Annotated in this window: 16 protein-coding genes; 8 read left to right on the top strand and 8 right to left on the bottom strand. The window is 52.7% G+C overall.

The features are described from left to right. Nucleotides 1–54: 54 nt before the first annotated feature. From ssuB to ssuE, 5 genes are read right to left on the bottom strand one after another with little or no spacing between them, the layout of a single operon-like run. Nucleotides 55–822, bottom strand: coding sequence for an aliphatic sulfonates ABC transporter ATP-binding protein (gene ssuB, locus HV334_RS15605; RefSeq protein ID WP_016152467.1), 768 nt, complete (start codon nt 820–822; stop codon nt 55–57). Then, nucleotides 819–1,610: an aliphatic sulfonate ABC transporter permease SsuC gene (ssuC, locus tag HV334_RS15600; protein WP_016156130.1), complete on the bottom strand. Its 792-nt coding sequence runs from the start codon at nt 1,608–1,610 to the stop codon at nt 819–821. The genes ssuB and ssuC overlap by 4 nt, the downstream gene beginning before the upstream one ends. Before the next feature lie 11 nt (nt 1,611–1,621). Continuing rightward, the gene (gene ssuD, locus HV334_RS15595) at nt 1,622–2,767 is read right to left on the bottom strand and encodes an FMNH2-dependent alkanesulfonate monooxygenase (protein WP_016156131.1); all 1,146 of its coding nucleotides are present in this window, start codon (nt 2,765–2,767) and stop codon (nt 1,622–1,624) included. Then, nucleotides 2,764–3,738, bottom strand: coding sequence for a sulfonate ABC transporter substrate-binding protein (locus HV334_RS15590; RefSeq protein ID WP_153690550.1), 975 nt, complete (start codon nt 3,736–3,738; stop codon nt 2,764–2,766). Before HV334_RS15590 ends, ssuD begins: the two co-directional genes overlap by 4 nt. Then, nucleotides 3,731–4,306 (bottom strand): NADPH-dependent FMN reductase, encoded by a 576-nt coding sequence (gene ssuE, locus HV334_RS15585; protein WP_103847899.1) that lies wholly within the window; start codon nt 4,304–4,306, stop codon nt 3,731–3,733. The genes HV334_RS15590 and ssuE overlap by 8 nt, the downstream gene beginning before the upstream one ends. 242 nt (nt 4,307–4,548) lie before the next feature. On the opposite strand from ssuE, the gene pyrD reads away from it, so the two are divergent. Together pyrD and zapC are read left to right on the top strand one after the other, a co-directional pair. Then, nucleotides 4,549–5,559 carry a quinone-dependent dihydroorotate dehydrogenase gene (pyrD, locus tag HV334_RS15580; protein WP_181220595.1) on the top strand — a complete coding sequence of 337 codons (1,011 nt, stop codon included), beginning with the start codon at nt 4,549–4,551 and terminating at the stop codon, nt 5,557–5,559. 165 nt (nt 5,560–5,724) lie between these two features. Further along, nucleotides 5,725–6,267 carry a cell division protein ZapC gene (zapC, locus tag HV334_RS15575; RefSeq protein WP_181220594.1) on the top strand — a complete coding sequence of 181 codons (543 nt, stop codon included), beginning with the start codon at nt 5,725–5,727 and terminating at the stop codon, nt 6,265–6,267. Here zapC and HV334_RS15570 read toward each other — a convergent pair. Next, the gene (locus tag HV334_RS15570; RefSeq protein ID WP_049042107.1) at nt 6,264–7,370 is read right to left on the bottom strand and encodes a YcbX family protein; all 1,107 of its coding nucleotides are present in this window, start codon (nt 7,368–7,370) and stop codon (nt 6,264–6,266) included. The genes zapC and HV334_RS15570 overlap by 4 nt on opposite strands. Nucleotides 7,371–7,468: 98 nt before the next feature. Here HV334_RS15570 and rlmKL point away from each other — a divergent pair, with 98 nt between their 5' ends. The 6 genes from rlmKL to rmf all read left to right on the top strand — a co-directional run bounded on the left by rlmKL (nt 7,469) and on the right by rmf (nt 15,391). Then, on the top strand, nt 7,469–9,577 hold the full coding sequence (rlmKL, locus tag HV334_RS15565; protein ID WP_181220593.1) for a bifunctional 23S rRNA (guanine(2069)-N(7))-methyltransferase RlmK/23S rRNA (guanine(2445)-N(2))-methyltransferase RlmL: 2,109 nt from the start codon (nt 7,469–7,471) through the stop codon (nt 9,575–9,577). Between the two features lie 12 nt (nt 9,578–9,589). Continuing rightward, complete coding sequence (locus HV334_RS15560; RefSeq protein WP_016152476.1) at nt 9,590–11,497, top strand: ABC transporter ATP-binding protein; 1,908 nt, start codon at nt 9,590–9,592, stop codon at nt 11,495–11,497. 15 nt (nt 11,498–11,512) lie between these two features. Beyond that, a complete protein-coding gene (gene pqiA / locus HV334_RS15555; protein WP_047501146.1) occupies nt 11,513–12,760 on the top strand; it encodes a membrane integrity-associated transporter subunit PqiA in 1,248 nt (415 codons plus the stop codon). 4 nt (nt 12,761–12,764) lie between these two features. Continuing rightward, nucleotides 12,765–14,405 carry an intermembrane transport protein PqiB gene (gene pqiB, locus HV334_RS15550; RefSeq protein WP_003836843.1) on the top strand — a complete coding sequence of 547 codons (1,641 nt, stop codon included), beginning with the start codon at nt 12,765–12,767 and terminating at the stop codon, nt 14,403–14,405. Beyond that, nucleotides 14,402–14,965, top strand: a complete 564-nt coding sequence (pqiC, locus tag HV334_RS15545; RefSeq protein WP_016152478.1) for a membrane integrity-associated transporter subunit PqiC — start codon at nt 14,402–14,404, stop codon at nt 14,963–14,965. Before pqiB ends, pqiC begins: the two co-directional genes overlap by 4 nt. Nucleotides 14,966–15,223: 258 nt before the next feature. After that, entirely contained in the window at nt 15,224–15,391 is a 168-nt protein-coding gene (gene rmf / locus HV334_RS15540) for a ribosome modulation factor (protein ID WP_003035871.1), read from the top strand. A 107-nt stretch (nt 15,392–15,498) separates the two neighbouring features. On the opposite strand, the gene fabA is transcribed toward rmf, so the two are convergent. Continuing rightward, a complete protein-coding gene (gene fabA / locus HV334_RS15535) occupies nt 15,499–16,017 on the bottom strand; it encodes a bifunctional 3-hydroxydecanoyl-ACP dehydratase/trans-2-decenoyl-ACP isomerase (protein WP_003035875.1) in 519 nt (172 codons plus the stop codon). Nucleotides 16,018–16,085: 68 nt separating this feature from the next. Beyond that, a complete protein-coding gene (locus HV334_RS15530) occupies nt 16,086–17,846 on the bottom strand; it encodes a Lon protease family protein (protein ID WP_181220592.1) in 1,761 nt (586 codons plus the stop codon). Nucleotides 17,847–17,953 lie beyond the last annotated feature (107 nt).

The following is a 17,953-nucleotide window of genomic DNA, read 5'->3' as shown; positions in this document are numbered from 1 at the left end:
CCGGCAAAAGGCCCGGTGGCGCTTGCGCTTACTGGGCCTGATTTTTCTGAATGCTTATCCATGCCGGCGGATCGGCTGTTCCGTTTCGCTACGCTGCATTACCCGGTTCAACACTTCTGCTTCCAGCTCTGCCAGACGCACCGAACCAATCCGGCGTGGTCGCGCAATATCCACTGTTAAATCCAGTCCGATTTTTCCATCTTCAATAAGCAACACGCGATCGGCCATTGCCACCGCTTCACTGACGTCATGGGTGACCAGCAGTACGGTAAAGCCGTGCTCTTGCCATAAAGAGACAATCAGCTCCTGCATTTCAAGGCGGGTTAAGGCATCCAGCGCACCGAGGGGTTCATCCAGCAGCAGCAGACCGGGACGATGAATTAATGCCCGCGCCAGGGCCACGCGCTGTTTTTGTCCACCGGACAGGGCGGCAGGCCATTCCTGAGCACGATTCTCCAGCCCAACTGCGGCCAGCGCGTCCCGGGCCGCATCGCGCCAGTGACCTTTCAGACCCAGACCCACATTATCGATAACCGTCTTCCAGGGCAGCAGACGCGCATCCTGAAACATCATTCGCGTATCCTCCTGAATTTCTGCCAGCGGGGTGGTTCCGGCAAGTAATGCACCTGAGGTGGGAGACTCCAGCCCAGCCAGCAGACGCAGTAGCGTGCTTTTTCCTCCTCCGCTGCGGCCAACCACGGCAACAAACTGTCCGGCCTGAATGTGTAAATCTAACTGATTGAGCACCGTATTGGCGGCGTATTGTTTCGTCACGGCACTCAGTAAAAGCGGCGTGCCTTGGTTTAGGCGAGCGGTATTCATACGGTAGCCTCCTTCACATGGTAAGCCGGGTTCCAGCGCAGCCAGATCCGCTCCAGCCATTGGGCGCTGACGTCGGCAAGTTTGCCGAGCAGGGCGTAGAGAATAATGGCCACCACGACCACATCGGTTTGCAGAAATTCGCGGGCGTTCATTGCCAGGTAACCAATGCCGGCATTGGCTGAAATGGTTTCCGCGACAATAAGCGTTAACCACATCAGCCCGAGAGCAAAACGCACGCCAACCATAATCGAGGGCAGGGCGCCGGGGAGGATCACATGAATAAATAGTGAAAAACCAGACAACCCATAGCTGCGAGCCATCTCTACCAGACCGCGATCGATATTGCGGATCCCATGCCAGGTGTTGATGTAAATCGGAAAAAGCGTGCCCAGCGCGACGAGAAAGATCTTGGCGGATTCATCAATGCCGAACCACAAAATCACCAGTGGGATCAGCGCCAGATGCGGCACGTTACGCAGCATCTGCACCGAAGTATCCAGCAGGCGTTCTCCCCACCGCGAAAGACCGCTAATCAGTCCCAGCGTCAGGCCAATCGATCCGCCGATGGAGAAGCCTACCAGCGCGCGCCAGGAGCTGATCGCCAGATGCTGCCAAAGCTCGCCGCTGGCGGAAAGCGTCCAGAAGGCTTCGACAACGCCCTCCGGAGAGGGCAGGATGCGGGTGGACAACCAGCCCATTGATGATGCGAGCTGCCAGAGCGCGACCAACCCAACCGGTAAAAACCAGGGCGCGAGGCGCAGTAACCACCTGTTTTTCGGCGTTGCCATCAGCAGGCTCCTTAGCTTTGCGCGATTTTGCGTGGGATAAATTCGTTTGCCACCGCTTCGCCTTGTTGATGCTGGCGCTGCGGCTGCGGAATTTCTGGTATAGCGACATCCAGATGTGGGAACAGCAGCTCGCCAACCTTGTATGCTTCTTCCAGATGTGGATACCCGGACAACACAAAACTGTCGATTCCCAGTGCGGCATACTCGTTGATACGCGCCGCGACCGTCGGACCATCTCCGACCAGCGCGGTACCCGCGCCACCGCGCACCAGTCCTACTCCTGCCCACAGGTTTGGGCTGATTTCCAGTTTGTCGCGTTTACCGTTGTGCAGTGCAGCCATTCGCTGCTGACCAACCGAATCCGTTCTTGAGAAGGCGGCCTGGGCTTTGGCAATGGTGTCGTCATCCAGATGGGCTATCAGACGATCCGCTGCCTGCCACGCCTCTTGCGTTGTCTCCCGGACGATCACATGCAGACGAATACCAAAGCGGATCTTGCGCCCGAGCGCCGCCGCTTTGGCCCGCACCTGTTCAATCTTCTCTTTCACCTGTTCAGGCGGCTCGCCCCAGGTCAGATAGAGATCAACCTGCTCGGCAGCAAGATCTTGTGCAACATCAGACGAACCGCCGAAATAAAGCGGTGGCCGGGGTTGTTGTACAGGAGGGAAAAACAGTTTCGCGCCGCGGACATGAATGTGTTTGCCGTTGAAATCCACGGTTTCACCTTGCAGCAAACGCCGCCAAACCTGAGTGAATTCAGCAGAGGCTTCATAGCGCTCGGTGTGATCAAGGAACACGCCGTCACCCGCCAGCTCTTGTGGATCGCTGCCGGTTACCAGGTTGAATAACGCCCGGCCGTTAGAGAGTCTGTCGAGCGTCGCGGCCTGGCGGGCGGCGACCGTCGGCGAGGTTACGCTTGGACGAAGCGCGACCAGAAACTTTAATCGCTGGGTGACCGGGATCATCGACGCGGCGACCAGCCAGGCATCTTCACAGGAGCGACCGGTTGGGATCAGAACGCCGGTAAATCCCAGACGATCGGCTGTTTGCGCAATTTGTTGCAAATAACCGTGATCGACCGGGCGCGAACCTTCTTCCGTCCCCAGATAATGACCGTCACCGTGGGTGGGTAAAAACCAGAACATGTTCAGACTCATAATTTTTCTCCTGCCTGCTGAGTGGGTTGCCAGATACGCTGGCGAATATCGATTTTTTTCGGCACCAGACGGTTGTCATAAAACAGATCCGCGGTTTGTTGTTGTAGGGCGGCAACCGAGGCGCTGACGGGCGTAATGGTGGTTGGCGGACGGTGATCCAGATAAGACGCAATTACCGGCTCGGGCAGACCCATGGTTTTAGCCAGCAGAGTAATACTTTGCTGGCGTTGGCTGAGAGTTAACGCATCCGCCTGGCTAAAGGTATCCAGTACGCCAAGAACAAAAGCGCTATTTTTTTCGGCATAAGGACGTGCAGCGAGATAAAACGAACCGGTCTGCTTGAGGTCTGAGCCGTCTTTCAGCACGCGCACATCACCTTGCAGTAATGCGGCCGAATAGTAAGGATCCCAGATAGCCCACGCATCGACGTTTCCTTGCTGGAAGGCCGCTCGCGCATCGGCGGGGGTCAGATAAGTCGGTTGAATATCGGTAAATTTCAACCCTGCCTGTTGCAGCGCCCGGAGCAGTAAATTGTGGGCGCTGGAACCTTTCTGGAAGGCGACTTTATGCCCTTTGAGCTGCGCAACGCTCTGGATCGGGCTATTTTTCGGCACCAGAATCACTTCGGCTTTAGGTTTGGGTGGTTCGACGCCCACATAAACCAGATCGGCTCCGGCGGCCTGGGCGAAAATTGGCGGAATGTCACCGGTACTGCCGAGATCGATACTGCCGATATTGAGTGCTTCCAGCATTTGCGGTCCAGCCGGGAACTCAATCCACGAGATTTTGGTCTGTGGGTAACGTTTCTCCAGTAGCTGATGACTTTTTGCCAGCACCATGCTGACGCTTCCTTTCTGGTAGCCAATGCGCAGGGCATCCGGAGCCGATTCTGCGGCATGCGCCAAGGATGACAGGGACAGCAGCCCGGTAAATGCCAGCCATGAGGTGTGACGCTTGAGCAGATTAAGCATGGGCGGCACCTCGCAGGGCGTTCAGTTGCGGGAGTTGGAGATCGCGACGATGCAACGCCAGCCAGAAGGTGTCGAGCGCACTGTCCAGGCGCAGCTGCAGGTTGGGCGTAAACTGCGGTTTATGCTGATAATCGATGACCTGTGAATCATCGGCAAACACGCCGTGCAGGATCTCCTGAGCCTTTAACGCGCTCAGCACCGGTTTCAGCGCGTAATCGACGGCCAGTAAATGCGCCACGCTGCCGCCAGTCGCCAGCGGCAAAACCACTTTTCCTTCCAGCGCCCGCTCGGGGAGCAGATCGAGCAGCGTTTTCAGTGCGCCAGAGTAAGCGGCTTTGTAGACCGGCGTTGCGACAATCAGCCCGTCTGCATCCTGTAGTTGTTCGATAAATGTCTTCAGCGCCGGACTGTCAAAACGGGCATAGATCAGGTCTTCCGGGGCAAAGTTGTGCAGGTTCCAGTGAAAGACTTCGACATCCTGGCCGTTCAATTTTTCTCGGGCATATTCCAGCAACGCGCTGGAGCGAGAGGGAAAGCGTGGGCTTCCCGCCAGAGTAATGACGCGCATAATGTTATTCTCCCCTTATAACCAATTGTTTGCTTTTTATTAACATTGATAACAATTTGTGCAGTCTGGCAGAGAGACTTTGTTTATCGAAATGATTTATACGGGATAGAAAAGTTGAAAAATGAATAAAAAGGAGGAAGCAGGAAAACGATTGCTATTTATTGCCGCAGGTCAATTCCCTTTTTGCTCGCGATCGCACATAATACGCCCCCGGTTTGCACACCGGGAATCCAGGAGAGTTCATGTACTACCCCTTCGTTCGTAAAGCCCTTTTCCAGCTCGATCCAGAGCGCGCTCATGAATTGACATTCCAGCAATTACGTCGCATTACCGGCACGCCGCTCGAAGCGCTTGTCCGCCAGAAAGTACCCGCAAAACCGGTTACCTGTATGGGGCTGACGTTTAAAAATCCACTCGGGCTTTCTGCCGGACTGGATAAAGACGGGGAGTGCATTGATGCGCTCGGCGCGATGGGATTTGGTTCCATTGAGATTGGTACCGTGACGCCGCGTCCTCAGCCGGGTAATGATAAACCACGTCTGTTTCGTCTGGTCGATGCAGAAGGTTTGATCAACCGCATGGGGTTTAATAACCTGGGGGTTGATAACCTGGTTGAGAACGTCAAAAAATCGCATTTTGACGGTATTCTGGGGATTAATATTGGTAAGAATAAAGATACTCCGGTAGAGAACGGCAAAGATGACTATCTGATTTGTATGGAAAAAGTCTATGCTTATGCTGGTTATATCGCGATTAATATCTCTTCACCGAATACGCCGGGATTACGTACGCTGCAATATGGTGAGGCGCTGGATGATCTTCTGACGGCAATTAAAAATAAGCAAAATGATCTGCATGCGATCCACCATAAATATGTTCCAGTGGCGGTTAAGATCGCACCGGATCTTTCTGTGGAAGAACTGATCCAGGTTGCTGACAGTTTAGTTCGTCATAATATTGATGGCGTAATTGCGACTAACACCACTCTCGATCGTTCTCTCGTTCAGGGAATGAAAAATTGCGATCAAATGGGTGGCCTGAGCGGTCGACCGTTACAATTAAAAAGTACAGAAATTATTCGCCAGTTGTCTCAGGAATTAAAAGGTCAGCTGCCGATTATTGGGGTTGGTGGTATCGACTCAGTAATCGCCGCGCGTGAGAAAATAGCTGCCGGTGCTTCTCTGGTACAGATTTATTCGGGCTTTATTTTTAAAGGCCCACCGTTGATTAAAGAAATCGTCACCAATATCTGAATGCTACCTTAATCACAATCCAGGGCTTTATTTCTGGCCCTGGTTGTTTTATATTCCTTTACTGTTGCTTATTTAAACATTCTGAGCTTTTATTATTAAGGCAATAAACGAAGCGGCAAAAGGATACTGTCGTAATGGTGATGATTAAGGAAAGGAGAGAAACTGATGCGAATTAAACCCGACGATAACTGGCGCTGGTATTATGATGAAGAGCACGATCGTATGATGCTCGATTTAGCCAATGGCATGTTATTCCGTTCGCGTTTTGCTCGTAAAATGCTCACTCCGGATGCATTTTCTCCGTCGGGTTTTTGTGTTGATGACGCCGCGCTTTATTTTTCCTTTGAAGAAAAATGTCGCTACCTGGATTTAGCCAAAGAGCAAAAGGCGGAACTGGTGCTTAATGCGCTGGTGGCGATTCGTTACCTTAAACCGCAAATGCCAAAAAGCTGGCACTTTGTCGCACACGGTATTAACTGGTCGCCAGTCGTGGGGGATGCTGCTTGTGTGGATTTAAGCGATACGGATGAACAGGTAAACCTGTTAGTGGTTGAACCGGGTGAAAATGCCGCGCTTTGTCTGCTTGCGCAACCTGGTGTGGTTATTGCCGGGCGCACAATGCAACTTGGCGACGCGATTAAAATAATGAATGACAGACTGAAACCGCAGGTTATTGTCGACAGTTTCAGCCTTGAACAGGCGGTTTAACTCTCCAGCCTGATTGTCGTTTTGGGAACGCAACTGCAGCACAGAATCGTCCCGTCATCCCCAATCGCTGATTTTTTCAGCGGACTAACTTCGCCTTCCAACAGTCGAATTCGACAGCATCCGCAAATTCCTGCCCGGCATGAATAGGGCACCCGGATACCCTGATTTTCCAGCTGTTCAAGCAATACCTGCTGATTATTTCCGCGAAAGGTCTGCCCCTGCCAGTCAATAAGTACCGTGGCATCGGGCTGTTGTTCCAGTGCGGTATCATCTGGCTCCGCCGCACCGTAAGCTCTGGCGGGACCGGTTGCCAAAATTTCTACCTCATCGCCGACGCGAATAACGCCGCTGTTGCGTGCGATAAGATTCTGGCCGAAATCGACGTCGCCGTTATCCACCGCTGTCCGGAAGGTTTGCAGCGTGGCGAGCGGCTCGCCAGACGGATGTTTCTGGCCTTTTTCTGGACTAACGGTAGTGAAAATGCAGCGGCTACAGGGTTTTGCCACATCAAAAATGACGTCGCCAATGCGAATCACTTTCCAGGTGTCTTCTGCCCAGGCGTCAGCCCCCGAAACCACCAGGTTGGGGCGAAACTGTTCCATTTTGACGCTTGCCGGACAGCGCTGTTGCACATCGCGCAGAGATGCTTCGTTGGCCAGCAGGTAGGGATAACCATCGGCGAAGGACAAAGGAACATCAGCGTGGCGCTTCACCCGGCGTGTCAGTTGCGGACCCACCCAGCGCAACTGCACGTCACGGGAGAAAAAGCCGCTCAGCCACAGGTTGATAGCCGCTGGCGCAATACGCGCGGTAAAATGGTTTCCCCACACTTCAGTCGGCGCATCCTGGGTGGCGAAGTCTGCGAATCGCACGAGCGCGCTGCTGCCGTCTGGAGCCGTGAGATGAAGTCCATCGTGGAAAGGGGAAGGGGTAAAGCGGACCATTTGCGGGAACTGTCGGGCGGTAATGAACGTCCCGTCGGGTTCGGTAATCATAAATATACGATCCAGGGCGAGACCGCTCACGTCTGCCAGGGCGTGCGTGAGTCCAATTCCACGCATTGATTTAACCGGATGAATAAAAAGTCGGGTCAACGTTACCACTGCACAGCCCCTTGAACGAAAATAAGCCTTCAACTTTATGACATACAGCCCATATTAGCTATAATGCGCAGCAATTTTCTAGGAGTAAAAGTGACATTATGAATTCTCTGTTTGCCAGTACGGCCCGCGGGCTGGAAGAGCTGTTAAAAACTGAACTGGAAAACCTCGGCGCGCTGGAGTGTCAGGTCGTTCAGGGTGGGGTCCATTTTAAGGGCGACACGCGGCTTGTTTACCAGAGCCTGATGTGGAGCCGCCTGGCCTCGCGCATTATCCTGCCGATGGGAGAGTGCAAGGTCTACAGCGATCTTGATCTGTACCTCGGCGTTCAGGCAATCGACTGGACAGAGATATTTAATCCTGGTGCTACGTTTGCCGTCCATTTTAGCGGCCTGAACGAGACCATTCGTAACAGCCAGTACGGTGCGTTGAAGGTCAAGGATGCGATTGTCGATGCCTTTACCCGCAAAAATCTGCCGCGCCCGAATGTGGATCGTGAATCTCCGGATCTGCGAATCAATGTCTGGTTGAACAAAGATACCGCCAGCATTGCGCTCGATCTGAGCGGTGACGGTTTGCATCAGCGCGGTTATCGCGATCGCGCGGGTCAGGCGCCGATTAAAGAGACGCTGGCCGCCGCTATTGTTATGCGTTCTGGCTGGCAGCCGGGCACACCGTTACTCGATCCGATGTGCGGCTCCGGCACGCTGCTGATTGAAGCGGCGATGTGGGCAACCGATCGCGCGCCGGGCCTGCATCGCGGGTACTGGGGCTTTAGCGGTTGGGCACAGCACGATGAAGCCGTCTGGCAAGAGGTTAAAGCCGAAGCTCAGGTGCGTGCGCGTAAGGGGCTTGCTGACTATACTTCGCACTTCTATGGCTCCGACAACGATGCGCGCGTGATTGAAAAAGCGCGTAGTAACGCCCGTCGCGCAGGTATTGCCGATCTAATGACATTTGACGTTAAAGATGTCGCCAAACTGACTAATCCACTGCCGAAGGGACCGTATGGTACGGTGATCAGTAACCCGCCCTACGGCGAACGTCTGGATAGCGAACCGGCGCTGATTGCCCTGCATAGCTTGCTGGGCCGTACGATGAAAAACCAGTTTGGCGGCTGGAATTTGTCGCTGTTCAGCGCCTCTCCGGATTTGCTCAGCAGCCTGCAATTGCGTGCTGATAAGCAGTTCAAAGCGAAAAACGGTCCGCTGGATTGCGTACAGAAAAACTATCACGTTGCAGAGACCACTGCGGACAGCAAGCCAGCCACTGTCGCGGAAGATTATGCCAACCGCCTGCGCAAGAATATCAAGAAGCTGGAAAAATGGGCGCGTCAGGAAGGAATTGAATGCTATCGCCTGTATGATGCTGACCTGCCGGAATACAACGTTGCAGTGGACCGTTACGGTGAGTGGGTCGTGGTTCAGGAATACGCTCCGCCGAAGACGGTCGATGCGCAAAAAGCACGTCAACGTCTGTTCGATATCATTGCCGCAACGTTGTCGGTCCTGGAAATCGCGCCAAATAAACTGGTGCTGAAAACCCGTGAGCGGCAGAAAGGGAAGAACCAGTATCAGAAGATGAATGAAAAGGGTGAATTCATTGAGGTAAGCGAGTACAACGCGCGCCTGTGGGTCAACCTGACAGACTATCTTGATACCGGTTTGTTCCTCGATCACCGTATTGCGCGCCGCATGCTGGGCCAGATGAGTAAAGGTAAGGATTTCCTTAACCTGTTCTCCTACACCGGCAGTGCCAGCGTTCATGCCGGGCTGGGCGGTGCGCGTAGCACCACGACGGTTGATATGTCGCGTACCTACCTGGAGTGGGCTGAGCGTAACCTGCGGCTGAACGGCCTGAGTGGTCGCGCTCACCGTTTAATTCAGGCCGATTGCCTGGGCTGGCTGCGCGATGCCAATGAACAGTTTGATCTGATTTTCATCGATCCGCCGACGTTCTCTAACTCAAAACGTATGGAAGACTCGTTTGATGTACAGCGCGATCATCTGGCGCTGATGAAAGATCTGAAACGTCTGCTGCGTAAAGACGGTACGATCATGTTCTCCAACAACAAGCGTGGGTTCCGTATGGATCTCGACGGTCTGGCTGAACTGGGATTAAAAGCACAAGAAATCACCCAAAAAACGCTTTCCCAGGATTTTGCCCGTAACCGCCAGATCCACAATTGCTGGCTGATTACCGCAGCCTGAAAGGATAAATAAATGTCATTGATCAGTATGCATGGTGCATGGCTGTCGTTCAGCGATGCGCCGCTTCTTGATAATGCAGAACTGCATATCGAAGATAACGAACGCGTCTGTCTGGTTGGCCGTAATGGCGCAGGTAAGTCGACGCTGATGAAGATCCTCAACCGTGAACAGGGTCTTGACGACGGGCGTATTATTTATGAGCAGGACCTGGTTGTGGCGCGTCTGCAGCAGGATCCGCCGCGTAATGTTGAGGGCAGCGTCTATGACTTCGTTGCCGAAGGTATTGAGGAACAGGCTGAATATCTGAAGCGTTATCACGATATTTCGCGCCTGGTGATGACCGATCCCAGCGACAGAAACCTGAATGAAATGGCGCGGGTTCAGGAAATGCTCGATCACCATAATCTGTGGCAGCTCGAAAGCCGCATTAATGAAGTGCTGGCACAACTGGGACTGGATCCTAACGCCGCGCTTTCTTCGCTTTCGGGCGGCTGGCTGCGTAAGGCGGCGCTGGGCCGCGCGTTAGTGAGCAACCCGCGCGTACTGCTGCTGGATGAACCAACTAACCACCTGGATATTGAAACTATCGACTGGCTGGAAGGGTTCCTGAAATCCTTCAATGGGACAATTATTTTCATTTCCCACGACCGTTCATTTATTCGCAATATGGCGACGCGTATTGTCGATCTCGACCGCGGCAAGCTGGTGACCTATCCGGGGAACTACGATCAGTATCTGCTGGATAAAGAAGAAGCGCTGCGGGTGGAAGATCTCCAAAACGCGGAATTTGATCGCAAGCTGGCGCAGGAAGAAGTGTGGATCCGTCAGGGCATCAAAGCGCGTCGTACCCGTAATGAAGGCCGCGTGCGGGCGCTGAAAGCCATGCGTCGCGAGCGTGGCGAACGTCGCGAAGTGATGGGCACGGCGAAGATGCAGGTCGAAGAGGCGAGCCGCTCTGGCAAGATTGTCTTCGAAATGGAGAATGTTGATTACCAGGTTGATGGAAAGCAACTGGTAAAAGATTTCTCCGCGCAGGTGCAACGTAGCGACAAGATTGCGCTAATTGGACCTAACGGCTGCGGTAAAACAACGCTGCTGAAGCTGATGTTAGGTCAGCTTCAGGCTGACAGCGGACGCATTCACGTCGGCACGAAGCTGGAAGTGGCGTATTTCGATCAGCACCGCGCCGAACTGGATCCGGATAAAACCGTGATGGACAACCTTGCTGAGGGTAAGCAAGAGGTGCTGGTTAACGGTAAACCTCGCCATGTGCTGGGCTATCTCCAGGATTTCCTGTTCCATCCGAAACGGGCGATGACGCCAGTACGTGCGCTCTCTGGTGGGGAACGCAATCGCCTACTGCTGGCGCGTCTTTTTCTCAAACCCAGTAATCTTTTGATTCTCGATGAACCAACGAACGATCTGGACGTCGAAACGCTGGAACTGCTTGAAGAGCTGATTGATAGCTACCAGGGCACCGTGCTGCTGGTGAGCCACGACCGTCAGTTTGTGGATAATACTGTAACCGAATGCTGGATCTTCGAAGGCGGCGGTAAAATTGGTCGTTATGTCGGCGGTTATCATGATGCCCGCAGCCAGCAATCGCAGTATGTGGCGTTTAAACAGCCAGTTGCGAAAAAAACAGAGGAAACCGTTGCTCCTAAAGCAGAAATTGTCAAACGCAGCACGAGCAAACTAAGCTATAAACTGCAGCGCGAACTGGAGCTGCTCCCCGCGCTGCTTGAAGAACTGGAAGCTAAACTGGAAGCATTACAAGCTCAGGTAGCTGACGCCGCTTTTTTCAGTCAGCCGCATGAGCAAACGCAACAGGTATTAGCTAATCTGAACGAAGCTGAACAAGAACTTGAGCAAGCCTTTGAGCGCTGGGAGTATCTTGAGTCTTTGAAGAACGGCGCATAATTTAAAGGAGCACATATGTGCGAACATCACCATGCCGCGAAGCATATTCTGTGCTCGCAGTGTGACATGCTGGTGGCGTTACCTCGCCTTGAGCATGGTCAGAAAGCGGCATGTCCACGATGTGGCACTACGTTAACGGTTGAGTGGGACGCGCCACGGCAGCGTCCTACCGCCTATGTGTTAGCAGCATTATTTATGCTGCTTTTGTCAAACCTCTTTCCCTTTGTGAATATGAATGTTGCGGGGGTGAGCAGCGAAGTGACGCTGCTGCAAATCCCCAGCGTTCTCTTTTCGGAAGATTACGCCAGCCTCGGTACCTTCTTTATCTTATTCGTTCAGTTGGTTCCCGCTTTTTGCTTGTTGACCATTTTGCTGTTGGTGAATCGGGTTCATATGCCTGAGCGGCTTAAAACATGGCTGGCGCGTATTTTGTTTCAGTTAAAAAGCTGGGGAATGGCAGAAATTTTCCTCGCGGGCGTGCTGGTGAGCTTTGTTAAGCTGATGGCCTACGGTGATATCGGCGTGGGCAGCAGCTTCATCCCGTGGTGCATGTTTTGTATGCTCCAGTTGCGGGCTTTCCAGTGTGTGGATCGCCGTTGGTTGTGGGATGATATTGCCCCTATGCCAGCCATTAAGCAGGAATTAAAGCCTGGTGTGCCCGGCATCCGACAAGGGTTGCGTTCCTGTTCCTGCTGCACCGCTATTCTTCCTGCAGACGAGCTGGTATGCCCACGCTGTCAGACGAAAGGTTATGTGCGGCGTAAAAACAGTCTGCAATGGACATTGGCATTACTGTTTACGTCGATCATGCTTTATCTTCCTGCCAATATTCTGCCGATCATGATCACCGATCTGCTCGGGTCAAAGCTGCCTTCGACGATACTCGAGGGCGTGGTTTTAATCTGGAGCGAAGGCTCTTACCCGGTGGCTGCGATTATCTTTATCGCCAGTATTATGGTGCCGACGTTGAAAATGATCGCCATTGCCTGGCTGTGTTGGGATGCCAAAGGGCACGGCAAACGCGATAGTGAACGAATGCATTTAATTTACGAGGTTGTAGAATTTGTCGGTCGCTGGTCAATGATCGACGTTTTTGTAATTGCCGTACTCTCTGCGCTGGTGCGCATGGGAGGGTTAATGAACATTTATCCTGCAATGGGTGCTTTGATGTTTGCTTTAGTCGTCATTATGACAATGTTTTCTGCGATGACATTTGATCCCCGTCTGTCGTGGGACCGTGAACCAGATCATGAGGAGTCCTGACAGCATGGAATCTAAAAGTGGGGAAGCCAAAGTGCAAAAGGTAAAAAACTGGTCGCCCGTGTGGATATTCCCTATAGTCACTGCCCTCATTGGCGCGTGGGTCCTGTTTTATCACTACAGTCATCAGGGGCCACAAGTCACGCTGATTACTACCAATGCCGAAGGTATTGAAGGGGGTAAAACGACGATTAAGAGCCGCAGCGTGGATGTCGGTATCGTCGAGAGCGCAACCCTGACTGATGATTTGACCCATGTGGAAATTAAAGCTCGTCTTAACTCCGGAATGGAAAAGCTGCTGCATAAAGATTCTGTCTTTTGGGTGGTGAAGCCGCAGGTTGGACGTGAAGGTATCAGTGGGCTCGGCACGCTATTGTCCGGGGCTTATATTGAACTGCAGCCTGGCAATAAAGGCAGCAAGCTGGAAAATTACCAACTGCTGGATTCACCGCCGCTGGCACCGCCAGATGCGAAAGGGATCCGTGTGATTCTGGACAGCAAAAAAGCCGGTCAGTTGAGCCCGGGCGACCCGGTACTGTTCCGTGGTTATCGTGTAGGTTCGGTTGAAACCAGCACATTTGATGCGCAAAAGCGTACGATTAGCTATCAGCTATTTATCAATGCGCCTAACGATCGTCTGGTGACCAGCAATGTGCGTTTCTGGAAGGACAGTGGGATCGCCGTGGATCTTACTTCGGCAGGTATGCGCGTGGAAATGGGATCTCTCTCCACGCTGTTTGGCGGTGGCGTAAGTTTTGATGTGCCAGAAGGGCTGGAACAAGGCGAACCGGTCGCACAACAGTCTGCGTTTAATCTTTATGACGACCAAAAAAGTATTCAGGATTCACTGTATACCGATCATATTGATTACCTGATGTTCTTTAAAGATTCAATTCGTGGCCTGCAGCCCGGCGCGCCACTGGAATTCCGTGGCATCCGTTTGGGTACGGTAAGTAAAGTACCTTTCTTCTCACCGAATATGCGTCAGGTCTTCAACAATGATTACCGCATTCCGGTGCTGGTACGTATCGAACCAGAACGTCTGAAGGCACAGCTGGGAGAAGATACTGATGTTGGCGCTCATCTGGCAGAATTGCTTAAACGCGGCTTACGGGCATCGCTGAAAACCGGGAACCTGGTGACTGGCGCACTGTATGTCGATCTCGATTTCTACCCGAAAGAACCGCCGATTACCGGTGTGCGCGAATTTAACGGTTATCAAATTATTCCGACCGTGAGCGGTGGTCTGGCGCAGATCCAGCAGCGACTGATGGAAGCGCTGGATAAGATTAACAATCTGCCGTTGAACCCGATGATTGAGCAGGCGACCAATACGTTGTCGGAAAGCCAGCGCACGATGAAGCATCTGCAAACCACGCTGGACAACATGAATAAGATCACGTCCAGTCAGTCGATGCAGGATCTTCCGGCGGATATGCAGAATACGCTGCGTGAACTGAACCGTAGTATGCAGGGCTTCCAGCCGGGTTCCGCCGCCTACAACAAGATGGTGGCGGATATGCAGCGTCTTGATCAGGTGCTGCGAGAACTTCAACCGGTACTGAAAACGTTGAACGATAAGAGCAATGCGCTGGTATTTGAAGCGAAGGACAAAAAAGATCCAGAGCCGAAGAGGGCGAAACAATGAAAAAGTGGCTAGTGGCGATGATGGCGGTCTGGCTGACGTCATGCAGCTCCAGCGGAGAAAATAAAAGCTATTACCAGCTTCCTATCGCGCAAGGGGGCGTACAGAGCTCAGCTAACCAGGGTAACCGTCTGCTGTGGGTTGAACAGATTGCGGTCCCGGACTATCTGGCGGGTAATGGGGTGGTTTACCAGACCAGCGATGTGCAATATGTGATAGCGAATAATAATCTCTGGGCCAGCCCCTTAGATCAGCAATTGCGCAATACCCTGGTTACGAACCTCAGTATGCAGTTGCCTGGCTGGGTTGTCGCTTCGCAGCCGCTGGGAAGCACTCAGGACACGTTGAACGTCACCGTGACCGGCTTCCACGGTCGGTACGATGGTAAGGTCATCGTGAGCGGTGAATGGCTGCTGAATCACCAGGGGCAGTTGATCAAGCGTCCATTCCACATCGAAGCTGTACAGACTAAAGACGGCTACGATGAGATGGTGAAGGTTCTGGCCAACGCCTGGAGCCAGGAAGCGACGGCAATGGCTCAAGAGCTGAAACGCATCCCTTAAGCTTAAATAATTGTAAATTATGCCGCCCCTGGTTCATTGCCCGGGGCGGTTTTTTTTATTTTTTTAGCCGTGGAGATAGCTGTTCTGACAGACTATTTTTGTACAAATGATTTTGCGGGTAGCTCACAAATATGACACTGGCGTGAATTTTGCGCATTGACGAGCCTGATGTTTAGGGGTATTCGTTTTAGTGTGATTGCACACTTAGTAATCACTGTTTTCTTTTCCACCAGACCCAAAAGATGAGGGAAACGAGGCATGAAGAGACAAAAACGAGATCGCCTGGAACGGGCACATCAACGTGGATATCAGGCCGGCATTGCCGGACGATCAAAAGAAATGTGTCCCTATCAGACGCTGAATCAGAGGTCATACTGGCTGGGAGGCTGGCGAGAAGCCATGGGGGATAGGGTTTTAATGGCCTGATTCTGTCTCTTTAGATAAAAGAAACCTCCGCAGAGCGGAGGTTTCGCCTTTTTGCCCACCAGACAAGACGAATAAACGTTAATGTCTGGCTGCTACGCAGACCGGGATTAGAACGCGGAAGTGTCCTGGAACAGACCCACTTTCAGATCGTTTGCGGTATAGATCAGACGACCATCAACCAGCACTTCACCATCAGCCAGGCCCATGATCAGGCGACGATTAACGATGCGTTTGAAGTGAATGCGGTAAGTCACTTTCTTCGCAGTCGGCAGAACCTGGCCGGTGAATTTAACTTCGCCTACGCCCAGCGCGCGGCCTTTACCTTCGCCGCCCAGCCAGCCGAGATAGAATCCAACCAGCTGCCACATGGCATCCAGACCCAGGCAGCCCGGCATCACCGGATCGCCGATAAAGTGGCATCCGAAGAACCACAGGTCCGGGTTGATATCCAGTTCAGCTTCAACATAACCTTTGTCAAAGTTGCCGCCGGTTTCGGTCATCTTGATGACACGGTCCATCATCAGCATGCTTGGTGCAGGCAGTTGTGGCCCTTTTGCGCCAAACAGCTCACCGCGACCAGAGGCAAGAAGGTCTTCTTTTGTATAGGATTCGCGTTTATCTACCATGTTCTCTGTAAGCCTTATTTTATTGAAGCACGCAGGATAGCTAACACGTGTACGCTGAACAAGTCCGATCAGTTCGGAATAATCCAGTTCAGCCAACGTAGCGGCCAGGGAAAACGGTGACGACCTTCCTGCTGCGTTGCCGTAGCAATACGCTCCTGGATAGTTTGCATCAGCGTTGTCTGGCCTTCACCATCCCACACCAGATTTAATAACAGTGGCAGCGCATCGGTCACGTCGTCCACCGCCCAGATAGTGAATTTTTCTTCTTCTACGGCCTGTAGCAGTGCGGGATGCAGGCTCAGGTGTCTGACATTCGCTGAAGGAATGATAACGCCCTGTGTGCCTGTCAGCTCACGCTGCTGACAGATGGCGAAGAAGCCTTCAATTTTCTCGTTCAGACCACCAACAGGTTGTGCCCGACCAAACTGATCGACAGAACCGGTAATGGCGATGCTTTGATTAACAGGAACGTCGGCGAGGGCGCTAATCAATGCGCAAAGTTCTGCCATGGATGCGCTGTCGCCGTCCACTTCGCTATAGGATTGCTCAAAGGTCAGCGAGGCAGAGAAGGGGATTTGCTGTTCAAGCTGGAGTTCCGACATCAGGAACGCCTGCATAATCATCATACCCTTCGCATGAATATTTCCGCCAAGCTCGGCTTTGCGCTCAATATCCGTAAATTCGCCGTCGCCAATATGAACCACACAGCTGATACGAGAAGGCTCACCAAACGCGCGGGGGTGGCCAGGAAATTCAATCACCGACAGGGCGTTGATTTGACCAATACGCTCGCCTTCCGTCTCGATCAGGATCTGTTCTTGCAGGATCTCATCCTGCATTCGTTCGGCGAGGAAACCTTCCCGCCATTCACGCTGGGTCAGCATCAGGCTGAACTGCTCAGCGTTGCAGGTTTCGCTCTCGCATAACGGGGCCACTTCTTTGAACTGCCGGGTGATCCACAGTGGGTTAAGCGGCAATGTATCCTGTTCGCCGGTATAACGAACGGCTTCACGGATCAGCACTTGCCATGCATCAGGGGCCGGGTAGGGCAAATTGTTGCGCGTAGCGGTATGTGTTACCCACTGACACCACTGCGTCATGGTTTCGGCATCCACTATCTGCAGATTATCTTCAAACTCGCTATAAATAGCCTGCTCAGCCAGCTCCGGCTCCATGTCCTGGAAGTCTGCCAGTGATTCACGTTCACCGACTAATACCACTTTGAGTTTAAGCGGCATAGGTGGAACGGAGACAGGCAGCGGGCGAGACTCATCAAAAGCTACCCAGTCAAAACGCTCGTGGCTGACAATGGCTTTCAGGCGCATCCACAGCAGCGGTTGGGCCAGTAGCGTGCGCAACGAAATAACCAGCACACCACCGTTGGCCTGATGCACAAGGCCTGGCTGTAGGGTAATTTCGCCGTTGAACTGACGCAGACAGCCAAACAGTTGTTCGGCTTCAACCCAGTCAGCGCAGACTACCTGGGTTAATGTCGCAAAATTGTCTTCTGCTGTCTCAGCTGTACGATAGCGGATAGTGTGACCGGAGATATCATAATGACCTCCGGTGAGACTTCCGGCATCCGAGTGCAGAGGCCGCGCGGCCTCTGCAATAAGGTTGATGTACTCAAGCTCTTCCGGCGCTTTTACCAGCATGAACGAAGACGTCGTCCAGTGCTGAAGAAGCTGCTCCAGCGCAAATTGTAAACGTGGCTGAGTATCACTAAGTAAGGTATCGGTGTCGTCAGTGACGTGCGGCTGTGCAAATACTTCCTGATAACTATCGGTGTCAGGAACCAGATCACGCCATGCAAGTTTCGTAATGGTCAAAGTTGATGTTTTTTAGTCTGTTGTAAAAAACGAGATTATACCGTAACCATCATCACTGCACACGTGGAAAGCGCTGTGAAACGAATGCGATGACGCGCGACAGTTCA

The sequence above is a fragment of the Citrobacter sp. RHBSTW-00944 genome (assembly GCF_013615435.1).
In the GTDB taxonomy this organism is placed as follows: Bacteria; Pseudomonadota; Gammaproteobacteria; order Enterobacterales; family Enterobacteriaceae; genus Citrobacter; species Citrobacter braakii.
Note: the sequence above shows the minus strand (reverse complement) of the source record. Positions and strands in the feature narration are given on the sequence as shown.

What these genes read in the sequence shown, in the direction of transcription:
- pqiC (WP_016152478.1), top strand. Translation starts at nt 14,402, where the DNA reads ATGAAAAAGTGGCTAGTGGCGATGATGGCGGTCTGGCTGACGTCATGC.
- ssuB (WP_016152467.1), bottom strand. Translation starts at nt 822, where the DNA reads ATGAATACCGCTCGCCTAAACCAAGGCACGCCGCTTTTACTGAGTGCC.
- fabA (WP_003035875.1), bottom strand. Translation starts at nt 16,017, where the DNA reads ATGGTAGATAAACGCGAATCCTATACAAAAGAAGACCTTCTTGCCTCT.
- HV334_RS15560 (WP_016152476.1), top strand. Translation starts at nt 9,590, where the DNA reads ATGTCATTGATCAGTATGCATGGTGCATGGCTGTCGTTCAGCGATGCG.
- ssuE (WP_103847899.1), bottom strand. Translation starts at nt 4,306, where the DNA reads ATGCGCGTCATTACTCTGGCGGGAAGCCCACGCTTTCCCTCTCGCTCC.
- HV334_RS15590 (WP_153690550.1), bottom strand. Translation starts at nt 3,738, where the DNA reads ATGCTTAATCTGCTCAAGCGTCACACCTCATGGCTGGCATTTACCGGG.
- pyrD (WP_181220595.1), top strand. Translation starts at nt 4,549, where the DNA reads ATGTACTACCCCTTCGTTCGTAAAGCCCTTTTCCAGCTCGATCCAGAG.
- rmf (WP_003035871.1), top strand. Translation starts at nt 15,224, where the DNA reads ATGAAGAGACAAAAACGAGATCGCCTGGAACGGGCACATCAACGTGGA.
- rlmKL (WP_181220593.1), top strand. Translation starts at nt 7,469, where the DNA reads ATGAATTCTCTGTTTGCCAGTACGGCCCGCGGGCTGGAAGAGCTGTTA.
- pqiB (WP_003836843.1), top strand. Translation starts at nt 12,765, where the DNA reads ATGGAATCTAAAAGTGGGGAAGCCAAAGTGCAAAAGGTAAAAAACTGG.
- ssuD (WP_016156131.1), bottom strand. Translation starts at nt 2,767, where the DNA reads ATGAGTCTGAACATGTTCTGGTTTTTACCCACCCACGGTGACGGTCAT.
- pqiA (WP_047501146.1), top strand. Translation starts at nt 11,513, where the DNA reads ATGTGCGAACATCACCATGCCGCGAAGCATATTCTGTGCTCGCAGTGT.
- ssuC (WP_016156130.1), bottom strand. Translation starts at nt 1,610, where the DNA reads ATGGCAACGCCGAAAAACAGGTGGTTACTGCGCCTCGCGCCCTGGTTT.
- zapC (WP_181220594.1), top strand. Translation starts at nt 5,725, where the DNA reads ATGCGAATTAAACCCGACGATAACTGGCGCTGGTATTATGATGAAGAG.